Annotated in this window: 18 protein-coding genes, 1 tRNA gene, 1 pseudogene and 1 riboswitch; of the genes and pseudogenes, 11 read left to right on the top strand and 9 right to left on the bottom strand. The window is 53.0% G+C overall.

Going from position 1 to position 18,663, the window contains the following annotated elements:
* Positions 1–73: 73 nt before the first annotated feature.
* The gene (locus DPA2511_RS10195) at positions 74–823 is read left to right on the top strand and encodes a MipA/OmpV family protein (protein ID WP_012765583.1); all 750 of its coding nucleotides are present in this window, start codon (positions 74–76) and stop codon (positions 821–823) included.
* A gap of 118 nt (positions 824–941) precedes the next feature.
* The gene (locus tag DPA2511_RS10190) at positions 942–1,796 is read left to right on the top strand and encodes an aldo/keto reductase (protein WP_012765582.1); all 855 of its coding nucleotides are present in this window, start codon (positions 942–944) and stop codon (positions 1,794–1,796) included.
* Positions 1,797–1,849: 53 nt separating this feature from the next.
* Here the strand turns inward: DPA2511_RS10190 and DPA2511_RS10185 are convergent, their stop codons facing one another.
* Together DPA2511_RS10185 and gapA are read right to left on the bottom strand one after the other, a co-directional pair.
* Positions 1,850–2,722, bottom strand: a complete 873-nt coding sequence (locus DPA2511_RS10185; protein WP_012765581.1) for a D-hexose-6-phosphate mutarotase — start codon at positions 2,720–2,722, stop codon at positions 1,850–1,852.
* 96 nt (positions 2,723–2,818) lie between these two features.
* A complete protein-coding gene (gene gapA / locus DPA2511_RS10180) occupies positions 2,819–3,814 on the bottom strand; it encodes a glyceraldehyde-3-phosphate dehydrogenase (RefSeq protein WP_012765580.1) in 996 nt (331 codons plus the stop codon).
* 350 nt (positions 3,815–4,164) lie between these two features.
* Here gapA and msrB point away from each other — a divergent pair, with 350 nt between their 5' ends.
* Together msrB and DPA2511_RS10170 are read left to right on the top strand one after the other, a co-directional pair.
* The gene (gene msrB, locus DPA2511_RS10175; protein ID WP_023638298.1) at positions 4,165–4,581 is read left to right on the top strand and encodes a peptide-methionine (R)-S-oxide reductase MsrB; all 417 of its coding nucleotides are present in this window, start codon (positions 4,165–4,167) and stop codon (positions 4,579–4,581) included.
* A 64-nt stretch (positions 4,582–4,645) separates the two neighbouring features.
* Positions 4,646–4,915: a YeaC family protein gene (locus DPA2511_RS10170; protein ID WP_012765578.1), complete on the top strand. Its 270-nt coding sequence runs from the start codon at positions 4,646–4,648 to the stop codon at positions 4,913–4,915.
* Positions 4,916–5,062: 147 nt separating this feature from the next.
* Here the strand turns inward: DPA2511_RS10170 and pncA are convergent, their stop codons facing one another.
* From pncA to sppA, 3 genes are all read right to left on the bottom strand, one after another.
* Complete coding sequence (gene pncA / locus DPA2511_RS10165; protein ID WP_012765577.1) at positions 5,063–5,701, bottom strand: bifunctional nicotinamidase/pyrazinamidase; 639 nt, start codon at positions 5,699–5,701, stop codon at positions 5,063–5,065.
* A gap of 42 nt (positions 5,702–5,743) precedes the next feature.
* Positions 5,744–6,763: an asparaginase gene (gene ansA, locus DPA2511_RS10160; RefSeq protein ID WP_012765576.1), complete on the bottom strand. Its 1,020-nt coding sequence runs from the start codon at positions 6,761–6,763 to the stop codon at positions 5,744–5,746.
* 85 nt (positions 6,764–6,848) lie between these two features.
* Complete coding sequence (gene sppA / locus DPA2511_RS10155) at positions 6,849–8,702, bottom strand: signal peptide peptidase SppA (RefSeq protein ID WP_012765575.1); 1,854 nt, start codon at positions 8,700–8,702, stop codon at positions 6,849–6,851.
* Between the two features lie 181 nt (positions 8,703–8,883).
* Here sppA and DPA2511_RS21520 point away from each other — a divergent pair.
* From DPA2511_RS21520 to DPA2511_RS10140, 3 genes and pseudogenes are all read left to right on the top strand, one after another.
* A pseudogene (locus DPA2511_RS21520) lies at positions 8,884–9,434 on the top strand (NAD(P)H nitroreductase).
* A gap of 88 nt (positions 9,435–9,522) precedes the next feature.
* On the top strand, positions 9,523–11,445 hold the full coding sequence (locus tag DPA2511_RS10145; RefSeq protein ID WP_012765573.1) for a DNA topoisomerase III: 1,923 nt from the start codon (positions 9,523–9,525) through the stop codon (positions 11,443–11,445).
* 8 nt (positions 11,446–11,453) lie between these two features.
* Positions 11,454–11,786, top strand: a complete 333-nt coding sequence (locus tag DPA2511_RS10140; protein ID WP_081636779.1) for a DUF1496 domain-containing protein — start codon at positions 11,454–11,456, stop codon at positions 11,784–11,786.
* A 56-nt stretch (positions 11,787–11,842) separates the two neighbouring features.
* Here the strand turns inward: DPA2511_RS10140 and xthA are convergent, their stop codons facing one another.
* Positions 11,843–12,649, bottom strand: a complete 807-nt coding sequence (gene xthA / locus DPA2511_RS10135) for an exodeoxyribonuclease III (RefSeq protein WP_012765571.1) — start codon at positions 12,647–12,649, stop codon at positions 11,843–11,845.
* A 248-nt stretch (positions 12,650–12,897) separates the two neighbouring features.
* Positions 12,898–12,992, top strand: a riboswitch (glycine riboswitch).
* 20 nt (positions 12,993–13,012) lie between these two features.
* Here xthA and DPA2511_RS10125 point away from each other — a divergent pair.
* A complete protein-coding gene (locus tag DPA2511_RS10125) occupies positions 13,013–13,633 on the top strand; it encodes a trimeric intracellular cation channel family protein (protein ID WP_012765570.1) in 621 nt (206 codons plus the stop codon).
* A 147-nt stretch (positions 13,634–13,780) separates the two neighbouring features.
* Here the strand turns inward: DPA2511_RS10125 and DPA2511_RS10120 are convergent.
* The 3 genes from DPA2511_RS10120 to DPA2511_RS10110 form a co-directional block, all read right to left on the bottom strand.
* Positions 13,781–13,865, bottom strand: a tRNA-Tyr gene (locus tag DPA2511_RS10120).
* Between the two features lie 148 nt (positions 13,866–14,013).
* On the bottom strand, positions 14,014–14,862 hold the full coding sequence (gene purU, locus DPA2511_RS10115) for a formyltetrahydrofolate deformylase (protein WP_012765569.1): 849 nt from the start codon (positions 14,860–14,862) through the stop codon (positions 14,014–14,016).
* A gap of 72 nt (positions 14,863–14,934) precedes the next feature.
* Positions 14,935–15,402 (bottom strand): YchJ family protein, encoded by a 468-nt coding sequence (locus DPA2511_RS10110; protein ID WP_012765568.1) that lies wholly within the window; start codon positions 15,400–15,402, stop codon positions 14,935–14,937.
* 126 nt (positions 15,403–15,528) lie between these two features.
* On the opposite strand from DPA2511_RS10110, the gene rssA reads away from it, so the two are divergent.
* The 3 genes from rssA (at position 15,529) to galU (ending at position 18,599) form a co-directional block, all read left to right on the top strand.
* Complete coding sequence (rssA, locus tag DPA2511_RS10105) at positions 15,529–16,431, top strand: patatin-like phospholipase RssA (protein WP_012765567.1); 903 nt, start codon at positions 15,529–15,531, stop codon at positions 16,429–16,431.
* 49 nt (positions 16,432–16,480) lie between these two features.
* Positions 16,481–17,497, top strand: a complete 1,017-nt coding sequence (gene rssB / locus DPA2511_RS10100; protein WP_012765566.1) for a two-component system response regulator RssB — start codon at positions 16,481–16,483, stop codon at positions 17,495–17,497.
* Positions 17,498–17,687: 190 nt separating this feature from the next.
* Positions 17,688–18,599, top strand: coding sequence for a UTP--glucose-1-phosphate uridylyltransferase GalU (gene galU / locus DPA2511_RS10095; protein ID WP_012765565.1), 912 nt, complete (start codon positions 17,688–17,690; stop codon positions 18,597–18,599).
* The last annotated feature ends 64 nt before the right edge of the window (positions 18,600–18,663 follow it).

Genomic DNA, 18,663 nt, shown 5'->3' with positions numbered 1-18,663 from the left:
GACTCCGGCACTCGCACCAGGCATGGCTCGGTGTCAACGCAATACGACGCAACACTGAACAGGAGCAGAAATCGTGAAACAGTATTCATTACTTTTTCTAACGGCTGTGGCCACCGGAACGACAGGCATGTCTGCGGCTTTTGCGGACGAGATCGCACTAGGGGCGGGGGTTATAGGGCAAACATCGGTTTATCGCGGCGATAATGGCCACGTCTATCCATTTCCGCTGCTTAATTATGACAGCCAGTATGTGTACTTTCGTGGTCTGGAAGGTGGTTATTACCTATGGCGCGATGAGCAGGACAAGCTATCGTTGACCGCTCGTTATTCGCCACTCGGTTTCAAACCCGGGGATAGCAGCGACAGCCGTTTGCAGCAACTTGACCGTCGTCGGGGAACATTGATGGCGGGATTGGCATATCAGCACGAGGCGAATTGGGGCACGTTCCGCACCTCGCTAACCGGCGATACTCTGGATTACAGCAACGGCCTGGAGTGGGATTCCGCCTATTTGTATCGCATCACGACAGGCAACTGGAGCCTGACGCCTGGCATGGGCGTGGTTTGGTCCAGTGAAAACCAGAATCGCTACTACTATGGCATTACCGGCGATGAGTCTGTACGGTCGGGACTCTCGCGCTATCAACCCGATGATAGCTGGTCGCCTTATGCGGAGCTAAATGTGGGCTACCGGTTGACGGAGAACTGGAACGCCTGGCTGAACGGCCGTTATGTGTTGTTGTCTGACGACATCAAAAACAGCCCGATGGTGGATAAAAGCTATCATCTGATGTTGGGCGGCGGGGTCAGCTATCGCTTCTGAGGTATAACGCTTTTTTATGGTGCAAGTGGTGCACAAAAAGAGGGCTGCTCACTTCATTTGCACGTTAATAAGGCGCGGCAGCGCTGTTACCCTGATGGAAAACAGGAGTGTGCGACAGATGACAAGCAAAAAGGTAACGTTCCCCTGTGGGGTAAGCATACCGGCTATAGGTCAGGGAACCTGGTTTATGGGGGAGCAGGCTGGCCGGCGCGCTGATGAGGTTAGGGCGCTACAAGCCGGCATCGAGCAGGGGATGACGCTTATCGATACGGCGGAAATGTATGCGGAAGGCGGCGCTGAAGTGGTGGTCGGCGAAGCGATTTGCGGCCGGCGCGATTCGGTGTTTCTGGTGTCGAAGGTTTATCCGCACAACGCGGGCGGCGCTAAAGCCGAAGCCGCTTGCGAGCGCAGTCTGAAGCGCTTACGAACGGATTACATCGATTTATATTTGTTGCACTGGCGTGGCGGCATTCCCTTGCCGGACACCATTGCCGCCATGGAGAAGTTACAGCGTCAGGGGAAGATTCGGCATTGGGGCGTCTCTAACCTGGATGTGGATGACATGCAGGAACTTTGGGAATATCAGGGGGGAGGCCACTGTCAGACGAATCAGGTTCTGTATCACTTAGCGTCCAGGGGCATTGAGTATGATTTGCTGCCCTGGTGTCGGCAACACCAGCTGCCGGTGATGGCTTATTGCCCGTTAGCGCAGGCCGGAACATTACGCAACAACCTATTCGGGAATTCAGCCATCGTTCGTGTTGCAGAGCAGTATGGGCTGACGCCGGCACACGTTTTACTGGCATGGGCGATTCGTCATCCCGGTGTGATCGCGATCCCTAAAGCCAGCTCGGTAGCTCATGTCAGGGAGAATGCCGCTGCTATGTCGGTGACGCTGAACGATGAGGCGCTTGCGCTATTGGAACAGGCGTTTCCCGCGCCTCGCCGCAAGATGCCGCTGGATATCGTGTAATCGCTTCGGCGGTGTTTCTCGGTCATGGCTGGCGTTCGCCAGCCATTATTTCATCACTTATTGATACGGATCGTAGTGGCCAGACGGGCCGGGGCCTGGGTCGTGGCGACAAACGGCTGAGTAACTTTGGCGGTTTCCACGCAAACGAAGGTTCGGCTGCCCGCTTCGGTCATATCGCTGATGGTTTTCGCCAGATCAGCACCTGGGTTCCAGGCAACGACATCGCTATGGTGGTGGTGATGCACTTCAATGGTGCGGTTTAGTACCGGATCCTGAATGCGGCTAATGGACGAGGGGTGTGTATAAATACGATCCGTCCGATCCGTAAAGACCAAATCACCCTGTTGGACATCAGTATTACCGCCATTCACTTTGTCGATGAACGTATCTCCCAGCCCACTGACACTGATTTTGCCGATGTCACCAATCTGGAAATAGGTATGCAGCGCGCTGGTAATGCTGTAATTGCCGTGTGCTTCCAACTCCATATGACATTCGGACTGGCTCAAGTGGAAACGCGCTATCACGGTGAATTCATGCGGCCAAGCTTGCCGGGTTTGCTCGGTATCACGCAATGTGAAGGAGAGGGTAACGCCGTGCTCATCCTCGCTGTGTGCGGTGAACTCCCACGGCAACAGTCGGCCGAAACCGTGGTTGGGCTGGGATACCGGGCCAAACCAAGGGAAACAAATGGGGACGCCGCCGCGAATAGCTACGCCATCTTCAAATGGCGTATTCTCGCTGATCCACAGTACCGGCGCTTCGCCCTGGGGTTGCCAGCTAAGCAGGTGCGCCCCCTGTAGGGCGACGGCAGCACGAACTTTCGGGTGTTCGACGACGATCAGCGGTAGCTGATCTAACTGACGTTGACTGATATGAGCGGTAATAGTGTCGATGATAGGAAGCGAATAGATGCTGTCGTTCATGATATGGGGTCTTGCCTTATTAAAGTGAAGTTAGACCTGCAGATAAGCAAAAGGGCGACATCGTCGCCCTTTTATCATCGTCTCATCATCACGCCATTATTTGGAGATGTGGGCGATCAGATCCAGAACCTTGTTGGAATAACCGGTTTCGTTGTCGTACCAGGAAACCAGTTTCACAAACGTGTCGCTCAGTGCGATACCGGCTTTGGCGTCGAATACGGAAGTCAGTTTTTCGCCGTTGAAATCGGTAGATACAACGTCGTCTTCTGTGTAACCCAGCACGCCTTTCAATTCGCCTTCGGACGCGGCTTTGATGGCTTCACAGATTTCTTTGTATGTAGCCGGTTTTTCCAGACGTGCAGTCAGGTCAACCACGGATACGTTCGGCGTCGGAACACGGAACGCCATACCGGTCAGTTTGCCGTTCAGCGCAGGGATAACTTTACCTACCGCTTTGGCAGCACCGGTAGAGGACGGGATAATGTTCTGGGACGCGCCGCGACCGCCGCGCCAGTCTTTGTGAGACGGGCCGTCAACGGTTTTCTGAGTAGCGGTGGTGGCGTGAACGGTAGTCATCAGCGCTTCAACGATGCCGAATTTGTCGTTGATGACTTTCGCCAGCGGCGCCAGGCAGTTAGTGGTACAAGATGCGTTGGAAACGATATCCTGACCAGCGTAAGCGGTGTGGTTAACACCCATTACGAACATCGGGGTATTGTCTTTGGACGGACCCGTCAGAACAACTTTCTTGGCACCAGCCTGAATGTGTTTGCGTGCGGTTTCGTCAGTCAGGAAAATACCGGTTGCTTCAGCAACCACATCAACGCCAACGTCGTTCCATTTCAGGCTAGCCGGATCTCTTTCTGCGGTAACACGGATAGTTTTGCCGTTAACGACCAGATTGCCATTTTTCACTTCAACCGTGCCGTTGAAACGTCCATGAGTAGAGTCATATTTCAGCATGTACGCCATGTATTCCGCGTCCAACAGATCGTTGATTGCAACGATTTCGATGTCAGAACGTTCTTGCGCAGCGCGGAAAACAATACGGCCAATACGGCCAAATCCGTTGATACCTACTTTGATAGTCATATATTCCACCAGCTATTGGTTAGTGAATAAAAGGTTGGTTGTAAAATTACAAAAACCTTACTGAGCGTCAAGCGGAATCGAGTCAATAGTTGCTGTAAGTCAAAAGCCTGCCCAACAATTGCACGATCAATAGCAATCAGCCTAACTAAAGTGCTGCGACAATGATATGAGGAATAGGCGGCTATTAGAACACTTGTCCGTTACCTAATTGTGACCGATATCACAATTAAGGATGCTTATGGCTGCGTTGCCTGTGTGCAAGGGGAAACAAGCTGCTGGTGTGTTAATTTTTTGTTATGTTTATTCGTTGTATTCATCAGGTGAAACTTTTTGTTTACGGTGCGAATAACATGACTAAATTACCCCTGAATCAGCGTAATCCTGAGACGTTAACGGAGATACAGCGCTATGTCACCCAGCAACGCGGTACCGAAGCACCCTTCACCGGCAAGTTGCTTCATAACCGGCGTACCGGCGTTTACCACTGTTTGTGTTGCCATCAACCGCTCTTTGAGTCGATGCACAAATATGACTCCGGGTGTGGCTGGCCCAGCTTTGATCAACCTTGTACTACCGAGTCGGTGCGTTATCTGGACGACTATTCTCATCATATGCACCGTATTGAAATCCGTTGCGGCCACTGTGATGCCCACCTTGGACATGTATTCCCAGATGGCCCGCAGGATTCGACCGGTGAGCGCTACTGCGTTAACTCTGCATCACTCAGCTTTGTTGATGCGGAAAATAATCAGCAGACTGATGGTTAAGAGTTTTCAATGAATCATTGGATTGAAACGTTTCAGCTCGAATTAATCAATATCTGGAAAAAATATGCACATTGATGACTTAATTAGCGTCATGACTCCGGAGATTTATCAGCGGCTTGTTACGGCGGTTGAACTGGGCAAGTGGCCGGATGGCGTCGCGCTCAGCGCGGAACAGAAAGAAAATGCCTTGCAGGCAGTGATGTTGTGGCAATCTCGCCACAATACGGAAGCCGATCATATGACCATCAATACCCAGGGCGAAATCGAGATGAAGAGTAAGCAGGAGCTCAAACAACGTTTTGCCGGGGAGACGATCGCCAGGCTCAAGCCATAAAAGAACGGTAGCATCCAGCGGCGCGACGGGGAGTGAATGCGGGTTGAACGCAGTATGTCGACAGAGCGGCGCAATAAGTCCGAATGGATTCTACCGGTATGGTTCTTCATCACTTTTCAGCGGAAATACCCGAGCTGCGGTACCGCGTCAGGCGGGGGCATTGATGAAATGCGCCAAATCAATCAGCGTAGCGCCACGTTGCGACATCTCGTTCAGCGCGTTCTGGCTGTCGTTTGGGTGCAGATTGACGCCGCGACAACCATCGACCAGTACCTCGGTTTGATAACCCAATTCCAGAGCATCCAGTACGGTATATTTGACACAGTAATCTGTCGCCAGCCCGATGATGGTTAATTGGGTGATGCGGCGGCGATGGAGCCAGTCGTGCAAGCCGGTACTGGCGCGGTGGCCGTTGTCGAAAAAGGCGCTGTAGCTGTCGATATCAGGCTGAACCCCTTTACGCACTACCCATTCAATCGCATTTTGGTTCAGTCGGGGATGAAACTCCGCGCCAGGTTGGTTTTGAACACAGTGAACCGGCCACCAAATTTGCGTTAACCCGTCGAGATCGCCCATTGCTCCGATCTCCGTTCCTGAGTTCACGGCAAAACTGCGATGATTCGCCGGATGCCAGTCCTGGCTGGCAATCACGGTGATATTGGCTTTTATCGCGGCGTCTATCGCCAGATTTGCAACGTCGACCACGCGATCGCCGTCGGCGACGGCGAGTGCGCCGCCGGGGCAGAAGTCGTTTTGCACATCAATAAGGAGCAGAGCCTTGTTCATTCTGTTTATCCCATACCCGGTTTGTCGATGAGTTCCGCAAAATCAATCGTTGTCGCTCAATTCACCGCGCAGATTCTGCTGCATAAGCTGGCGAATTTCATCCGGCGAGAGATCATTTCTGCTCAACAAATAATGCAGTTTCGTCAGCGCGGCTTCAACCGTCATGTCGAAGCCACTGATAACCCCTGCCTGAGCGAGAGCATTACCGGTTGCATATCCCCCCATATTGACTCGCCCAGAGATACATTGCGTCAGATTGACCACCACGATGCCGCGGTCATAAGCCTGGCGTAGTTCGTTCAGTAGTCCACTGCTTTGCGGCGCGTTCCCTACGCCATAGGAACGCAGTATTAGCGCTTTTACCGGTTGAAGCAGAAAGTTGCTCACCACATCGGCGGAAATGCCGGGATAGATGGTGACAACGCCGATAGGCTGGGGTGTGATGGGGTGGACGAGCAGCGTGCTCTGCTCAATGGTCTGAGCGGGAGGTGTGATGCGGCGAATGTGGATGCCGGCTTCCAACAAGGGCGGAAAATTAGGGGAAGCAAAGGCATCAAAACCGTCTGCGTGCGCTTTGGTTGTGCGATTGCCGCGCAGCAACTTGTTGTTGAAAAACAGGCTGACTTCATTGACGGGGTAGTTGGCGGCGACATAGAGCGCGTTCAGCAAGTTGGTTTGGCCGTCGGATCGCAGTTCGGCGAGCGGGATTTGTGACCCCGTCACAATGACCGGTTTGGACAAATTTTCCAGCATGAACGAGAGTGCAGAGGCGGTAAACGCCATGGTATCGGTACCATGCAGAATAACGAAGCCATCATATTCGTCGTAATGCTGACGAATATCATCGGCGATCGATTGCCAGTCCGATGGTGTCATGTCGGAAGAATCGATCAGCGGCGTATATTCATGAATGGTGAATACAGGCATCTCCGGACGATGAAATTCCGGCATCTGCGCCAGTTGCTGTTGCAGATGACCAGACACCGGAATATAGCCGTGTTCTGAACGTTGCATGCCGATGGTTCCACCGGTATAGGCGACATAAATGGATTTTCTTTGCATGGGATTAGGTATCGGTTATCAGGGCCCGAATACTCGGGATCCTATTGTAAAAATCGCCCGGCACCAAGGCCGGGCGTGAAAAGCGTTAACGAACTTCGCCGCAGGTCAGGCAAAGTGCGTAACGATTTTGTGGATCGTTAAGGGCGTTCAGCGCCGAAATCTGTGTCTGCACGGTTTCCGCCAGACGAACCGCCGGTGCGGGCAGCGCAGCTTGCAGCGCTGTGGGCAACATGGCGTAGACCGAACCTCTGATCTGGCTGAACATCACAGAAAACAGATCGGCGTTTTCAGTGAACCAGCTTAATTGATAGTGCTCCAGACCGGCCAGATCCGCTGCTTTTTTCACCGCATCGTCAAAATCGCCCAACTGATCGACCAGGCCGTTAGCTTTGGCGTCGCTACCGATCCAGACATGGCCCTGTGCGATGGCATCCACATCTTCCGGTGTTTTTTTACGGGACTGAGCGACCAGTGAGACGAAGGTTTTATAACCACGCTCGATGTTGATTTGCATCAATTGCGCCGTTTCGGACGGTAATCCTTTGGTTTCGGCTAAATCGGCCAATGGCGACGTTGCGACGCCATCCGTATGCACGCCGACGCTATCCAGCGAGTTCTCAAACGTAGTCAGTACGCCAAAAATGCCGATGGAGCCCGTCAATGTGCTCGGGCTGGCAATAATGGCGCTGGCAGGCGTTGAGATCCAATAACCGCCGGATGCGGCCATTCCCCCCATGGATACCACGACCGGTTTGCCTGCCTGACGTACCGCCGCCAGCTCCGCCCGGATCAATTCCGAGGCGGAAACGCTGCCGCCAGGGCTATTGACACGTAACACCACCGCTTTGATTTTGGGATCCAGACGGGCTTCGCGGATCTGATCCGCCGTGGTGTCTCCGCCAACGAATCCGGGCGTCTCCGGGCCGTCGACGATTGTACCGTTGGCGAAAATGACGGCAATTTCGTTGCTGTCCGCGACGGGATTATTCGGCTTATAGTCATAAATGCTGGTGGCGTTGAAATTCTTGTTTTTAGCATCCCAACCGAATGCTTTGACCAGCGATTGTTCGATGGCCGGGCGTGTCGCTACTTCATCCACCAGCTTGTTCTCAAGTGCATAACGTGCCGTATCACCCTCCACGGCACGCAAGTTTTTCAGCAAACCGTCGGCGCCGGGAAAGAGTTGTTGCGCGGTGATCTGACGGTTGGCTGCTACCGTATTCAGGTAGTTTTGCCAGAGTAGGGATACCCAACGGCTGTCGGCCTCGCGCGCGGCAGGCGACATGTCGTCGCGAATGAACGGCTCGACGGCGGACTTGTACGTCCCGACCCGGAAGATATGTGTGCTGACTTTGAGTTTGTCCAGCAACGTCTTGTAATAGAGGTTATTGGTGGCGAAACCGTGCAGGTCGACATTGCCCTGCGGCGTCAGGTAGATCTTGTTGGCGAAGCTGGCGAGGTAGTATTGCGCCTGTGTGAAGTTATCGCCGATGGCGAAAATAGGCTTGCCCGCATCACGGAATTCACGCAATGCCTTGCCGATATATTGCAGCGAGGGTTGATCGGCACCAGAAAAATCAGACAGATCCATCACCATGCCGGTAATGTTGTTGTCGTCTTTCGCCTGCCGGATGGTATCGACGATATCGAATAGCGAATTTTCCTGGCGGCGGTTCGGCGCGACGCCAAAGAATTCCCGACCCAGTTGGCGTAATTTGTTATTGATGGACGGCTTGTCCACCACGATCCCCGACAGATCGAACAGCAGGGCGCCGCGAGTGGGTTCGACAACCTGGGCGGTTTTGAACTGGCTGTATATACCGACAGCGATGAGGATCAGGGCAAGCAGGAACAGGTTGAGGATAAACTCGCGAATAAAATTCAGCAGGCGCCATCCCCACTTGAATAATCCGCTGAAAATTCGCCACATTGTGCGCATGTTAACTCCGTCTACTGGAAACCGGTTTAGTATCCTAATGAGCGTAACAGTAAATGTCAGCTATTTATAACGCCGCACCGGCAGGGCTCGCGGGCTAACTTGTAACAAAACTTCTACCTGTGCTAACGTGGCGCGCAACCTTGCCTTGACAGGCACTTGGATCATTAACAGGAGAGATGTGATGGAGGCTCTTGAGTTGCTGTTGAATCGTCGTTCGGCATCCCGGTTAACCACACCGGCGCCGACCGGGGCGATTCTGGAGAATATTCTTCGGGCAGGGATGCGGGCGCCGGATCATGGTGCACTGCAGCCGTGGCGTTTTTCCATTATTCAAAGCGAAGGGCTAGGTCGTTTCAGCGAGGTATTGGTTCGTGCCGCGCAGCAAGACAACATGGATGACGCCGGCGTAGAAAAAGCCCGTCAGGCGCCGTTTCGCGCACCGTTGATCATTACGGTCGTGGCGCATTGCGAGGATAATCCCAAAGTCCCGCATTGGGAGCAGGTGGTTCCGCCGGGTGTGCGGTGCACGCCATGCAGATGGCGGCTCAGGCCCAGGGGTTCAATGGTATCTGGCGCAGCGGCGCCTGGACGCATCATCCGGTAGTCCGTGAAGCCTTTGGGTGCCGTGCTCAGGATGAGATCGTCGGCTTCCTTTATCTTGGCACTCCTCTGCTCAAGGCTCCCGCGAGCGTGACTCCCCCCAATACTGAAACATTTGTCAGTTATTTCTGATCGTTATTTATGACGGTTCTCAATGCCATCTTCCTCCTGAACGTGGAAGATGGCGGCAGTAAAATCCCGCTTTCCGTTACGGTGTCACATGCGTTTGTTTATTGCCGAAAAACCCAGCCTGGCCCGAGCTATCGCCGATGTGTTGCCCAAGCCGCAGCGACGTGGCGAAGGGTTCATTGCCTGCGGGCAACATGATGTGGTGACTTGGTGCGTCGGGCATTTGCTGGAACAGGCGGAGCCTGAGCGCTACGATCCTCGCTATGCACGCTGGACGCTGGCGGATCTGCCCATCGTGCCGCAGAAATGGCTGTTGCAACCGAGGCCTTCCGTCAGTAAGCAGTTGAAGGCGATCGGGCAACTGCTAAAGCAGGCCGATGAGATTGTTCATGCCGGCGACCCGGATCGTGAAGGGCAACTGCTGGTGGATGAAGTGCTGGAGTATCTGGCGCTGTCTGAAGAAAAACGCGGCCAGGTACGCCGTTGTTTGATTAACGATCTCAATCCCCAGGCGGTGGAACGCGCAATCTCGCGCCTGCGTGAAAACCGCGAATTTGTCCCGCTGTGCGTGTCGGCATTAGCCCGTTCCCGCGCCGATTGGTTGTACGGGATCAATATGACCCGCGCGTATACGCTGTTGGGGCGGAATGCCGGGTATGACGGCGTATTGTCGGTGGGGCGGGTGCAGACGCCGGTGCTGGGGTTGGTGGTTCGGCGCGACGAGGAAATAGAAAATTTTGTGCCCCGCGACTACTTCGAAGTTAAGGCGCACATCGTCACACCGGCGGAAGAGCGCTTCGTCGCGATGTGGCAACCCAGCGAATCCTGTGAGCCTTATCAGGATGAAGAAGGGCGGCTGCTGCATCGGCCACTGGCGGAGCATGTGGCGCGTCGAATTGAAGGGCAGCCGGCGCAAGTCATTGCGTATAATGATAAACGGGAATCAGAAACTGCGCCGTTGCCGTATTCGTTGTCCGCGCTGCAGATAGAAGCGGCTAAACGATATGGGCTGAGCGCACAGCAAGTGCTGGATATTTGCCAGAAACTGTATGAAACCCACAAACTGATTACCTACCCACGTTCAGATTGTCGCTACCTGCCGGAAGAACATTTCGCCGGGCGGCAGGCGGTAATGAATGCGATTGCGGCGCACCGGCCGGATATGCTGCCGCAGCCTGCCGTGGATAGTGAGCGCCGTAATCGTTGTTGGGATGACAGCAAGGTGGATGCGCATCACGCGATTATTCCTACGGCACGCAGCGCTCGCGTTACGCTGACGGAATCGGAAAACCAGGTTTATGGGCTGGTCGCCCGCCAGTATCTGATGCAGTTTTGCGCCGATGCGGTATTCCGTAAATGCGTGATTGAACTGGAGATTGCCGGCGGCAAGTTTGTGGCCAAGGCGCGGTTTTTGGCTGAAGCCGGTTGGCGGACACTGCTTGGCGGCAAAGAGCGGGATGAGGACAACGAAGGTACGCCGTTGCCGGTGGTTTCCAAAGGCGATGCGCTGTTGTGTGAACGCGGTGAGGTGGTCGATCGCCAGACGCAGCCGCCACGGCCATTCACCGATGCCACGTTACTGTCCGCCATGACCGGTATCGCACGCTTTGTTCAGGATAAGGATTTGAAGAAAATTCTGCGGGCGACGGATGGCTTGGGGACGGAAGCGACCCGAGCCGGTATCATCGAATTGCTGTTTAAACGCGCATTTTTGTTCAAGAAGGGGCGTTCTATTCACGCGACGGAAGCGGGCAGAGCGCTTATTCATGCCTTGCCGCCCAGCGCCGCCCACCCGGATATGACTGCCCATTGGGAGTCGACGCTGACGCAAATCAGCGAGAAACGCTGCCGTTATCAGGATTTCATGCAACCGCTCACGCAGTCGCTCTATTCTCTGATTCAGCAAGCGCAACAGACGAGTAATATGAGTATGTTCAGCGGGTTGCCGCCGACGAAACGGGCAACCGCAAAACGGCGCAAGCCATCGTCCAGGGCAAAGGAGCAACAGTCATGAGAGTATTGATGACATCATTAGTGGTGGCGGGGTGTATCGGGTTGCCGACGTGGGCGCACGCGGTTTCTTCATCGGTAAGCTCAACCACATCCACTGTCGGCACTGGATCGTCGCGGGTTAATCCCGACGTGGTCGTCACGGTGCCGCCGCAGGTGATCTGGGGAAATGGTAACGGCGCTGCCCAGCAAAACGCCACCAATTGTATACGCTGTTGTATTTATCAGAATCAAAGTTACTCGGAAGGCGCGGTCGTCAAGGCGGAAGGCGTATTGTTACAGTGCGCGGAAGATAAACAGCGGCTGAGTACGAATAATCTGGTATGGCGTATCGTCAAGCAGTAACCGCTTAACGTTAAGGTTGAAAGGCTGCAGCAGCGATGCCGCAGCCTTTTTGTTTGTCAGAAGGCAAACTCCGCCCATATCGGGGCATGATCCGAGGGTTTTTCCATCGAACGGATCGCGTAGTCGATCCCGGTGGCGCTACAGCGGCTGGCCAGCGGTTGACTGGCAAGGATGAGATCGATACGTAACCCACGGTTGTCATCGAAGCCGCTTGAACGGTAGTCGAACCAGGAAAAACGATCCCGGCATTCCGGATTTTGGGCCCGGAATGTGTCGACCAGCCCCCAGTCCTGCAAACGCAACATCCATTCCCGCTCTTCCGGTAAAAATGAGCATTTACCGGTTCGCAGCCAACGTTTGCGGCTATCTTCGCCGATCCCGATATCCAGATCGGTGGGGCTGATGTTCATATCCCCCATGATCAATACCGGTTGCTCCGCGTTGTGGTGGTGTTCGAGGTAGTGTTGCAGATCCTGATAAAAACGTGTTTTGGCAGGAAACTTGACCGGATGGTCACGGCTTTCCCCCTGAGGGAAATAGCCATTGATGACGGTGAGCGTTCCCAACGGCGTTTCAAGATCGGCCATGATAATGCGGCGTTGGGCATCTTCTTCATCGGTCGGAAAACCGCGTCTGACGGCAAGCGGCGTGTTGCGGGTCAGCATTGCAACGCCGTAATGGCCTTTTTGCCCGTGATAGAAAACGTGATACCCGAATTTGGCGACATCCTCCAGCGGAAAGACATCATCATGCACTTTGGTTTCCTGCAAACCGATGACATCCGGCTGATGTTGCTCGATCACTGCAGCCAACTGATGAGGCCTGGCACGCAGCCCATTGATATTAAAAGAGACAAACTTCATGTTCGTAGCCGCTGTTAAAAAACGTGGGTCGATGTTAGCAGAAACCGCCGCGCGGCGTCATCCTAAGGCGCTGGCGCAGATGCTATCGCCGGAGAAATACCATGATATAAGTATTGCCGATGGCTGGTTGAACATGCATTCGGGAGCCCGTATACTCCGCGGCTCGCAGGAGAGTGGCGGACGTCATCGCCCGCCCGCCGAAGGCGCAAACTCCCATAATCGCTCAGGCTACCTTACTGCGACGTTCAATTACGCCAACTGGAGAGCGGTTGCCAGACAACCCACCGAAGGGGCAAGCAGCATCGCTGTGTAAACTCTCAGGTAAAAGGACAGAGGGAGGGGCACATTTCTCAGGGGGCCTGTGTGCTGACCTATATTTACCTGATTGCCATCACCGCTGAAGGCATGTCCGGCGCGCTGGCCGCCGGTCGTCGGAATATGGATATCTTCGGTGTATCGATGATCGCGTTCATTACCGCCCTGGGGGGCGGTACTGTGCGCGATATTCTTCTGGGCAACTATCCAATCGGTTGGACCCAACATCCCGCGTATATCTATCTCACGATTGGCGCCGGTTTGATCACCGTACTCATCGCCCGTGTCATGCATCACCTGCATCGACTTTTTCTGGTGTTGGATGCCATGGGGCTGGTGGCGTTTACCATTATTGGCTGCAATGTCGCGATCGGGTTGGGGTATTCACCGACCGTCGTCGTCATGGCGGGCATTACCACCGGTATTTTCGGCGGCATTCTGCGGGATATTTTCTGCAATCGGACGCCAATGGTGCTGCGCAAAGAACTTTACGCCTGTGTCTCTCTGCTGGTGGCATTGCTTTACCTGGGGTTGCGCGAGTTTGGCATCAATCATGACCTCAATCAGGTGATTTCTTTTTCGATCGGGCTGATGATTCGTTTGGCGGCGATACGGTGGTCGTGGCGTTTGCCGGTATTCAGCTATATGCCTGGACGCTGGGCGGAATAACGTACCTGATCTTACGCTGTGGAATATGGCAGCGTATCCTCTGTTTGGGCTGAAACAAACACTTCAAGCCTGAATTGAGGAGGCGTACTTTTTGATTGGGGAGTATCGAATCGAATACCGATATGCGCAATGGCTTCGTCGGTGAGGTGGTGGTGGGGGAAGGATTCGAACCTTCGAAGTCTGTGACGGCAGATTTACAGTCTGCTCCCTTTGGCCGCTCGGGAACCCCACCACTGGGGAAAAGCCTTTGTGTTCAGGCGGGGCGCATCATATCAAATGCCATAGCCCTGTAAAGCATGAAAAAATGAAAACAGGATTGTTTGCCGATTTTTTACGCCATCTGCCGCAGTTATAAGCAAAAGATGGCGTCGTTTTATCTGTCAGAGAATGATGGTGCGGTTGCCGTAGACAAACACACGTTGTGCCAGTACGTGATATAGCGCGCGACTAAGCACATTTTTCTCCACATCGCGACCTGCACGCATCATGTCATCAGCGGTATAGGTGTGGTCGACATGGATGACGTCCTGCATGATGATTGGGCCTTCATCCAGATTATCGTTTACATAATGCGCGGTAGCGCCAATGATTTTTACGCCGCGCTCATAAGCCTGATGGTAAGGTCGGGCGCCGATGAAGGCGGGCAGGAACGAATGATGGATGTTGATGACGCGATGGGGGTAATGCTGCACGAACGCCGGGGTCAATACCCGCATGTATTTGGCCAGTACGACATAATCCGGCTGGTACTGGTCTATTTGCGCCATCATTTTCAGGTCGTGCTCTTCGCGGCTCAGGCCTTCGTGGCTGACCAGGTGAAAAGGGATATCAAACCGTTCGACCAGCGTTTTCAGCGTGTCGTGATTACCGATAACGGCGGAGATTTCCACATCCAAACCACCGTAGGCGCATTTCATCAGCAGGTCGCCAAGGCAATGCGCTTCTTTAGTGACCAGAATGACGATGCGGCGACGCCCTGCGCTGGTCAACTCACGCACAGAACCTTCCGGTAAGGCGCCATCCAGATCCGCCAGCAAGGTTGTGTCGTTGAAAATGCCTTCCAGTTCGGTACGCATGAAAAAACGCCCGGTTCGGTGGTCGACGAATTCCGAGTTTTGCACAATGTTCAGTTCGTGCTTGTAACAAATATTAGTGATTTTGGCGATAAGCCCTTTTGCATCAGGGCAAATAGTCCGTAAAACTTTTCTTTGAATATTCTGAGGTTGCATGGATTCGGGATCCTGTCCAAAACATAAATCAGGTGTTGCCGTTGCGCAGTGCCGGAATCACTGCCGTTAACGCTATTGTCCGCAGCACTTTTTGTATTTTTTGCCGGAGCCGCAAGGACATGCGTCGTTTCTGCCAGTTTGCAGATGAACGCCGTCGACATAGTACCAGCGATTGCGACAGTGAAGGAAGCGAGAACGTTCCCGCATCATCATTCGGCGTTGAGGCCGAGACGGGTCGGTATAGCTGGCTGCAAACTCAACGTAACCTTCATCGGGGGTTGTACCTTCGGTGATATGAATAATGTTCAAACCCAACCATTGGGTATTGTCGACACTGTCGATAATCGATTGCCGCCAGTTTTCTGCGTGGCATTCTGGGTGCCATGTAGCGAGCAGATACTCGATATTTCGGGTGACATACGCGCTGTAGCGTGAACGCATCAGGGTTTCCGGGCGCGCCGCCGTGGTCTCAAATTGCAGATAAGGCTGACAGCACTGTTCAAACTGCCGCCCGCTGCCGCATGGGCAATACTCGGACACAATATCTCCTGCCTGATTTGGCGATAGCGGTTAAATAATTGGAAAATCGTCGGGTAAACGGCGCTATGTTACCCAACTGGGGTCGCGTCTAGCAATGTGGACTAGAATGGGACAGATGGAGGAACCATGCGGAAGGTGAAAATCGGTCTGGCGTTGGGCTCGGGGGCGGCCAGGGGATGGGCGCATATCGGGGTCATCAACGCATTGACGGAGTTGGGCATTGAGCCGGAAGTGGTTGCCGGATGTTCAGTCGGTGCGCTGGTCGGTGCGGCCTATGCCACTAACCGGCTCGACAGTATGACCCGTTGGGTTAGCAGCTTTCGATACTGGGACGTGATTCGTCTGATGGATTTTTCCTGGCGGCGGGGCGGGCTGTTACGGGGCGATCGCGTGTTTAACCATGTGAAGCGCCTGCTTCGCGCACAGGATATCGCTGACTGTGCTATCAGGTATGGTGCGGTGGCGACCAACCTTAGCACCGGGCGTGAGTTGTGGTTGACAGAAGGAGACCTCCATCTGGCGATTCGCGCGTCCTGTAGCATGCCTGGGCTATTGTCCCCGGTATCCTTCAATGGATATTGGTTGGTAGACGGCGCGGTGGTTAATCCTGTTCCGGTATCATTAACCCGGGCAATGGGGGCGGATGTGGTGATTGCTGTTGACTTGCAGTATGACGCCAGCCTGAAACACCCGGATTTGTTATCGGTGAAGCCGGAAAGGCCGGTAGTCAGCGCGTTGTCATTGGGCTGGCGTGACCGTCTGCGTGAGCGATTGAGTCATCGCTTCCGCCACAAGACGGATACGACGCCGACTGCCATGGAGATCATGAGTACATCCATTCAGGTATTGGAAAACCGGCTGAAAATGAATCGCATGGCCGGCGACCCGCCGGACGTATTGATTCAACCTTATTGCCCGCAAATCGCTACGCTTGATTTTCATCGGGCCGAAGAAGCCATAGCTGCGGGGCGATTGGCTGTAGAGCGGCAGCGGGATGCGCTGTTGCCGTTAATTAAGCAGAGTGTATAGAAGTGTTTCTTCATGTTTCTGCAGTGAAAGCTAGGGGAAGGAATTATTGATGACACAGCCGCTGACGGGAAAATCCATTTTGGTCGTCGAGGATGAGGCCGTTTTCCGCTCGGTGCTGTCTGGCTTTCTGACGTCATTAGGGGCGATGGTACACGAAGCAAGCAATGGTCGTGAAGCTCAGACGCAGATGGCGAGCCAGTGGCCTGATCTGATTATCTGCGATCTGAATATGCCGATGATGGGGGGATTTGAGTTTCTGGAACAACTTCGCCAGCATGATATCGTCACCCCTGTGCTGGTGGTTTCGGCCACCAATCATATGGCCGATATCGCCAGAGTATTACGGCTTGGGGTGCAGGATGTCTTGTTGAAACCCATTCACGATTATGCCCGGTTGCGGGAATCGGTAATGTCCTGCCTTTATCCCGCAATGTTTACTTCACAGGCGAATGAGCTGGAACAATTGATGCGAGATCTGGACTCTCTCAATCAATCTCCCGGCGCGGCGATCAAATTACTGGAACAACTGCAGCCACCGGTACAACAAGTTGTTGCCGAATGCCGAATTAATTATCGGCAACTGACGGTTGCCGATCGTCCGGGGCTGGTGTTGGATATTGCCGCACTGTCTGAAATCGAGTTGGCATTCTATTGTCTGGATGTGACGCAGGCGGAAAATAATAACGGCGTACTGGCTGCGCTGTTATTACGCTCGCTGTTTAATGGCTTGTTGCAGGAGCATCTGGCTTATCAGAATCGACGTCTGCCGGAATTGCCGATGCTGCTGAATCAGGTTAATCAATTACTACGACGGGCCAACCTGAAGGGACAGTTTCCCTTACTGGTGGGTTATTATCATCGCGAATTAAAGCGGGTGATCCTTATTTCTGCGGGTTTGCATGCAGCATTAAGTACCAAAGAACATGAGGTTGACCTGAACAATGGCGTACCACTGGGAGCAATGGATGTCCCTTATCTGAATCAGTTAAGTTATCAATGCGGATCCTGGGAATGTCAGATTTGGGGGAATGGCGGTCGGTTACGTCTAATGCTTTCTACAGATTAATCTTATAGCGATGACGATTGCTCCATTTCAAACTAGGCCAGCGATTGTTGTTATTTTTTACTCGATCTATGATTTTTTCATTAATCACTCAGGTTGGATGAGCATTGCTTTTTGAAACTGGTATACTTTCGCGGTTTTACTCACCGGATAAATAATGCTCATTATTTGAACGATATCTGCGAGGTTGTTTATGTCAACTATCAATAAAAAAGTAAAAAAAGCGGTCATTCCGGTGGCAGGGCTGGGAACACGTATGTTACCCGCTACTAAAGCCATTCCCAAAGAAATGCTGCCATTGGTCGATAAACCGCTGATTCAGTACGTGGTTAATGAATGTATTGCGGCAGGTATTACTGAAATTGTGTTGGTTACGCATTCATCTAAAAACTCAATAGAAAACCACTTTGATACCAGTTTTGAATTGGAAGCCATGCTGGAAAAACGTGTACAGCGACAGCTTTTGCAGGAAGTGCAGGCTATTTGTCCGGAACATGTCACCATTATGCAAGTGCGTCAGGGATTGGCAAAAGGATTGGGTCATGCTGTTCTTTGCGCGCATCCATTAATCGGGGATGAGCCGGTTGCCGTCGTTCTTCCAGACGTCATTATTGATGAATATGCCTCCGATTTGAAAAAAGATAACCTGAGTGAAATGTTGCAACGTTTTTATAGCACCGGCCATAGCCAGATTATGGTTGAGCCGGTAGAAAATGTGAGCAGTTATGGTGTTGTTGATTGCAAAGGCGTGGAATTAAAACCTGGCGACAGCGCGCCGATGGTTGGCGTGGTTGAAAAACCGAAAGCGTCCGAAGCTCCGTCTAATTTGGCTGTTGTCGGTCGCTATGTTTTGTCTGCGGATATTTGGGATTTGTTGAAAAAGACCCAACCTGGTGCAGGTAATGAAATTCAGCTGACCGACGCGATTGCCATGTTGATGGAAAAAGAAACGGTAGAGGCTTATCACCTAAAAGGGGTAAGTCATGACTGCGGTAATAAACTGGGATATATGACTGCATTTGTTGAGTATGCTATGCGTCACGATGTTCTGGGCGCGGATTTTTCACAATGGCTGAGCGATGCCATTGAAGATAAAGTAAATTAATCCCGGATGTATTCCCCTTACTTATAGGGTGTAAGGGGATGTTTTCTGATTGAGCGTACCAATA

This window comes from Musicola paradisiaca NCPPB 2511, assembly GCF_000400505.1.
GTDB classification, from domain to species: domain Bacteria; phylum Pseudomonadota; class Gammaproteobacteria; order Enterobacterales; family Enterobacteriaceae; genus Musicola; species Musicola paradisiaca.
The sequence above is the reverse complement of the archived record's forward strand: the minus strand, read 5'-3'. Positions and strand labels throughout refer to the sequence as shown.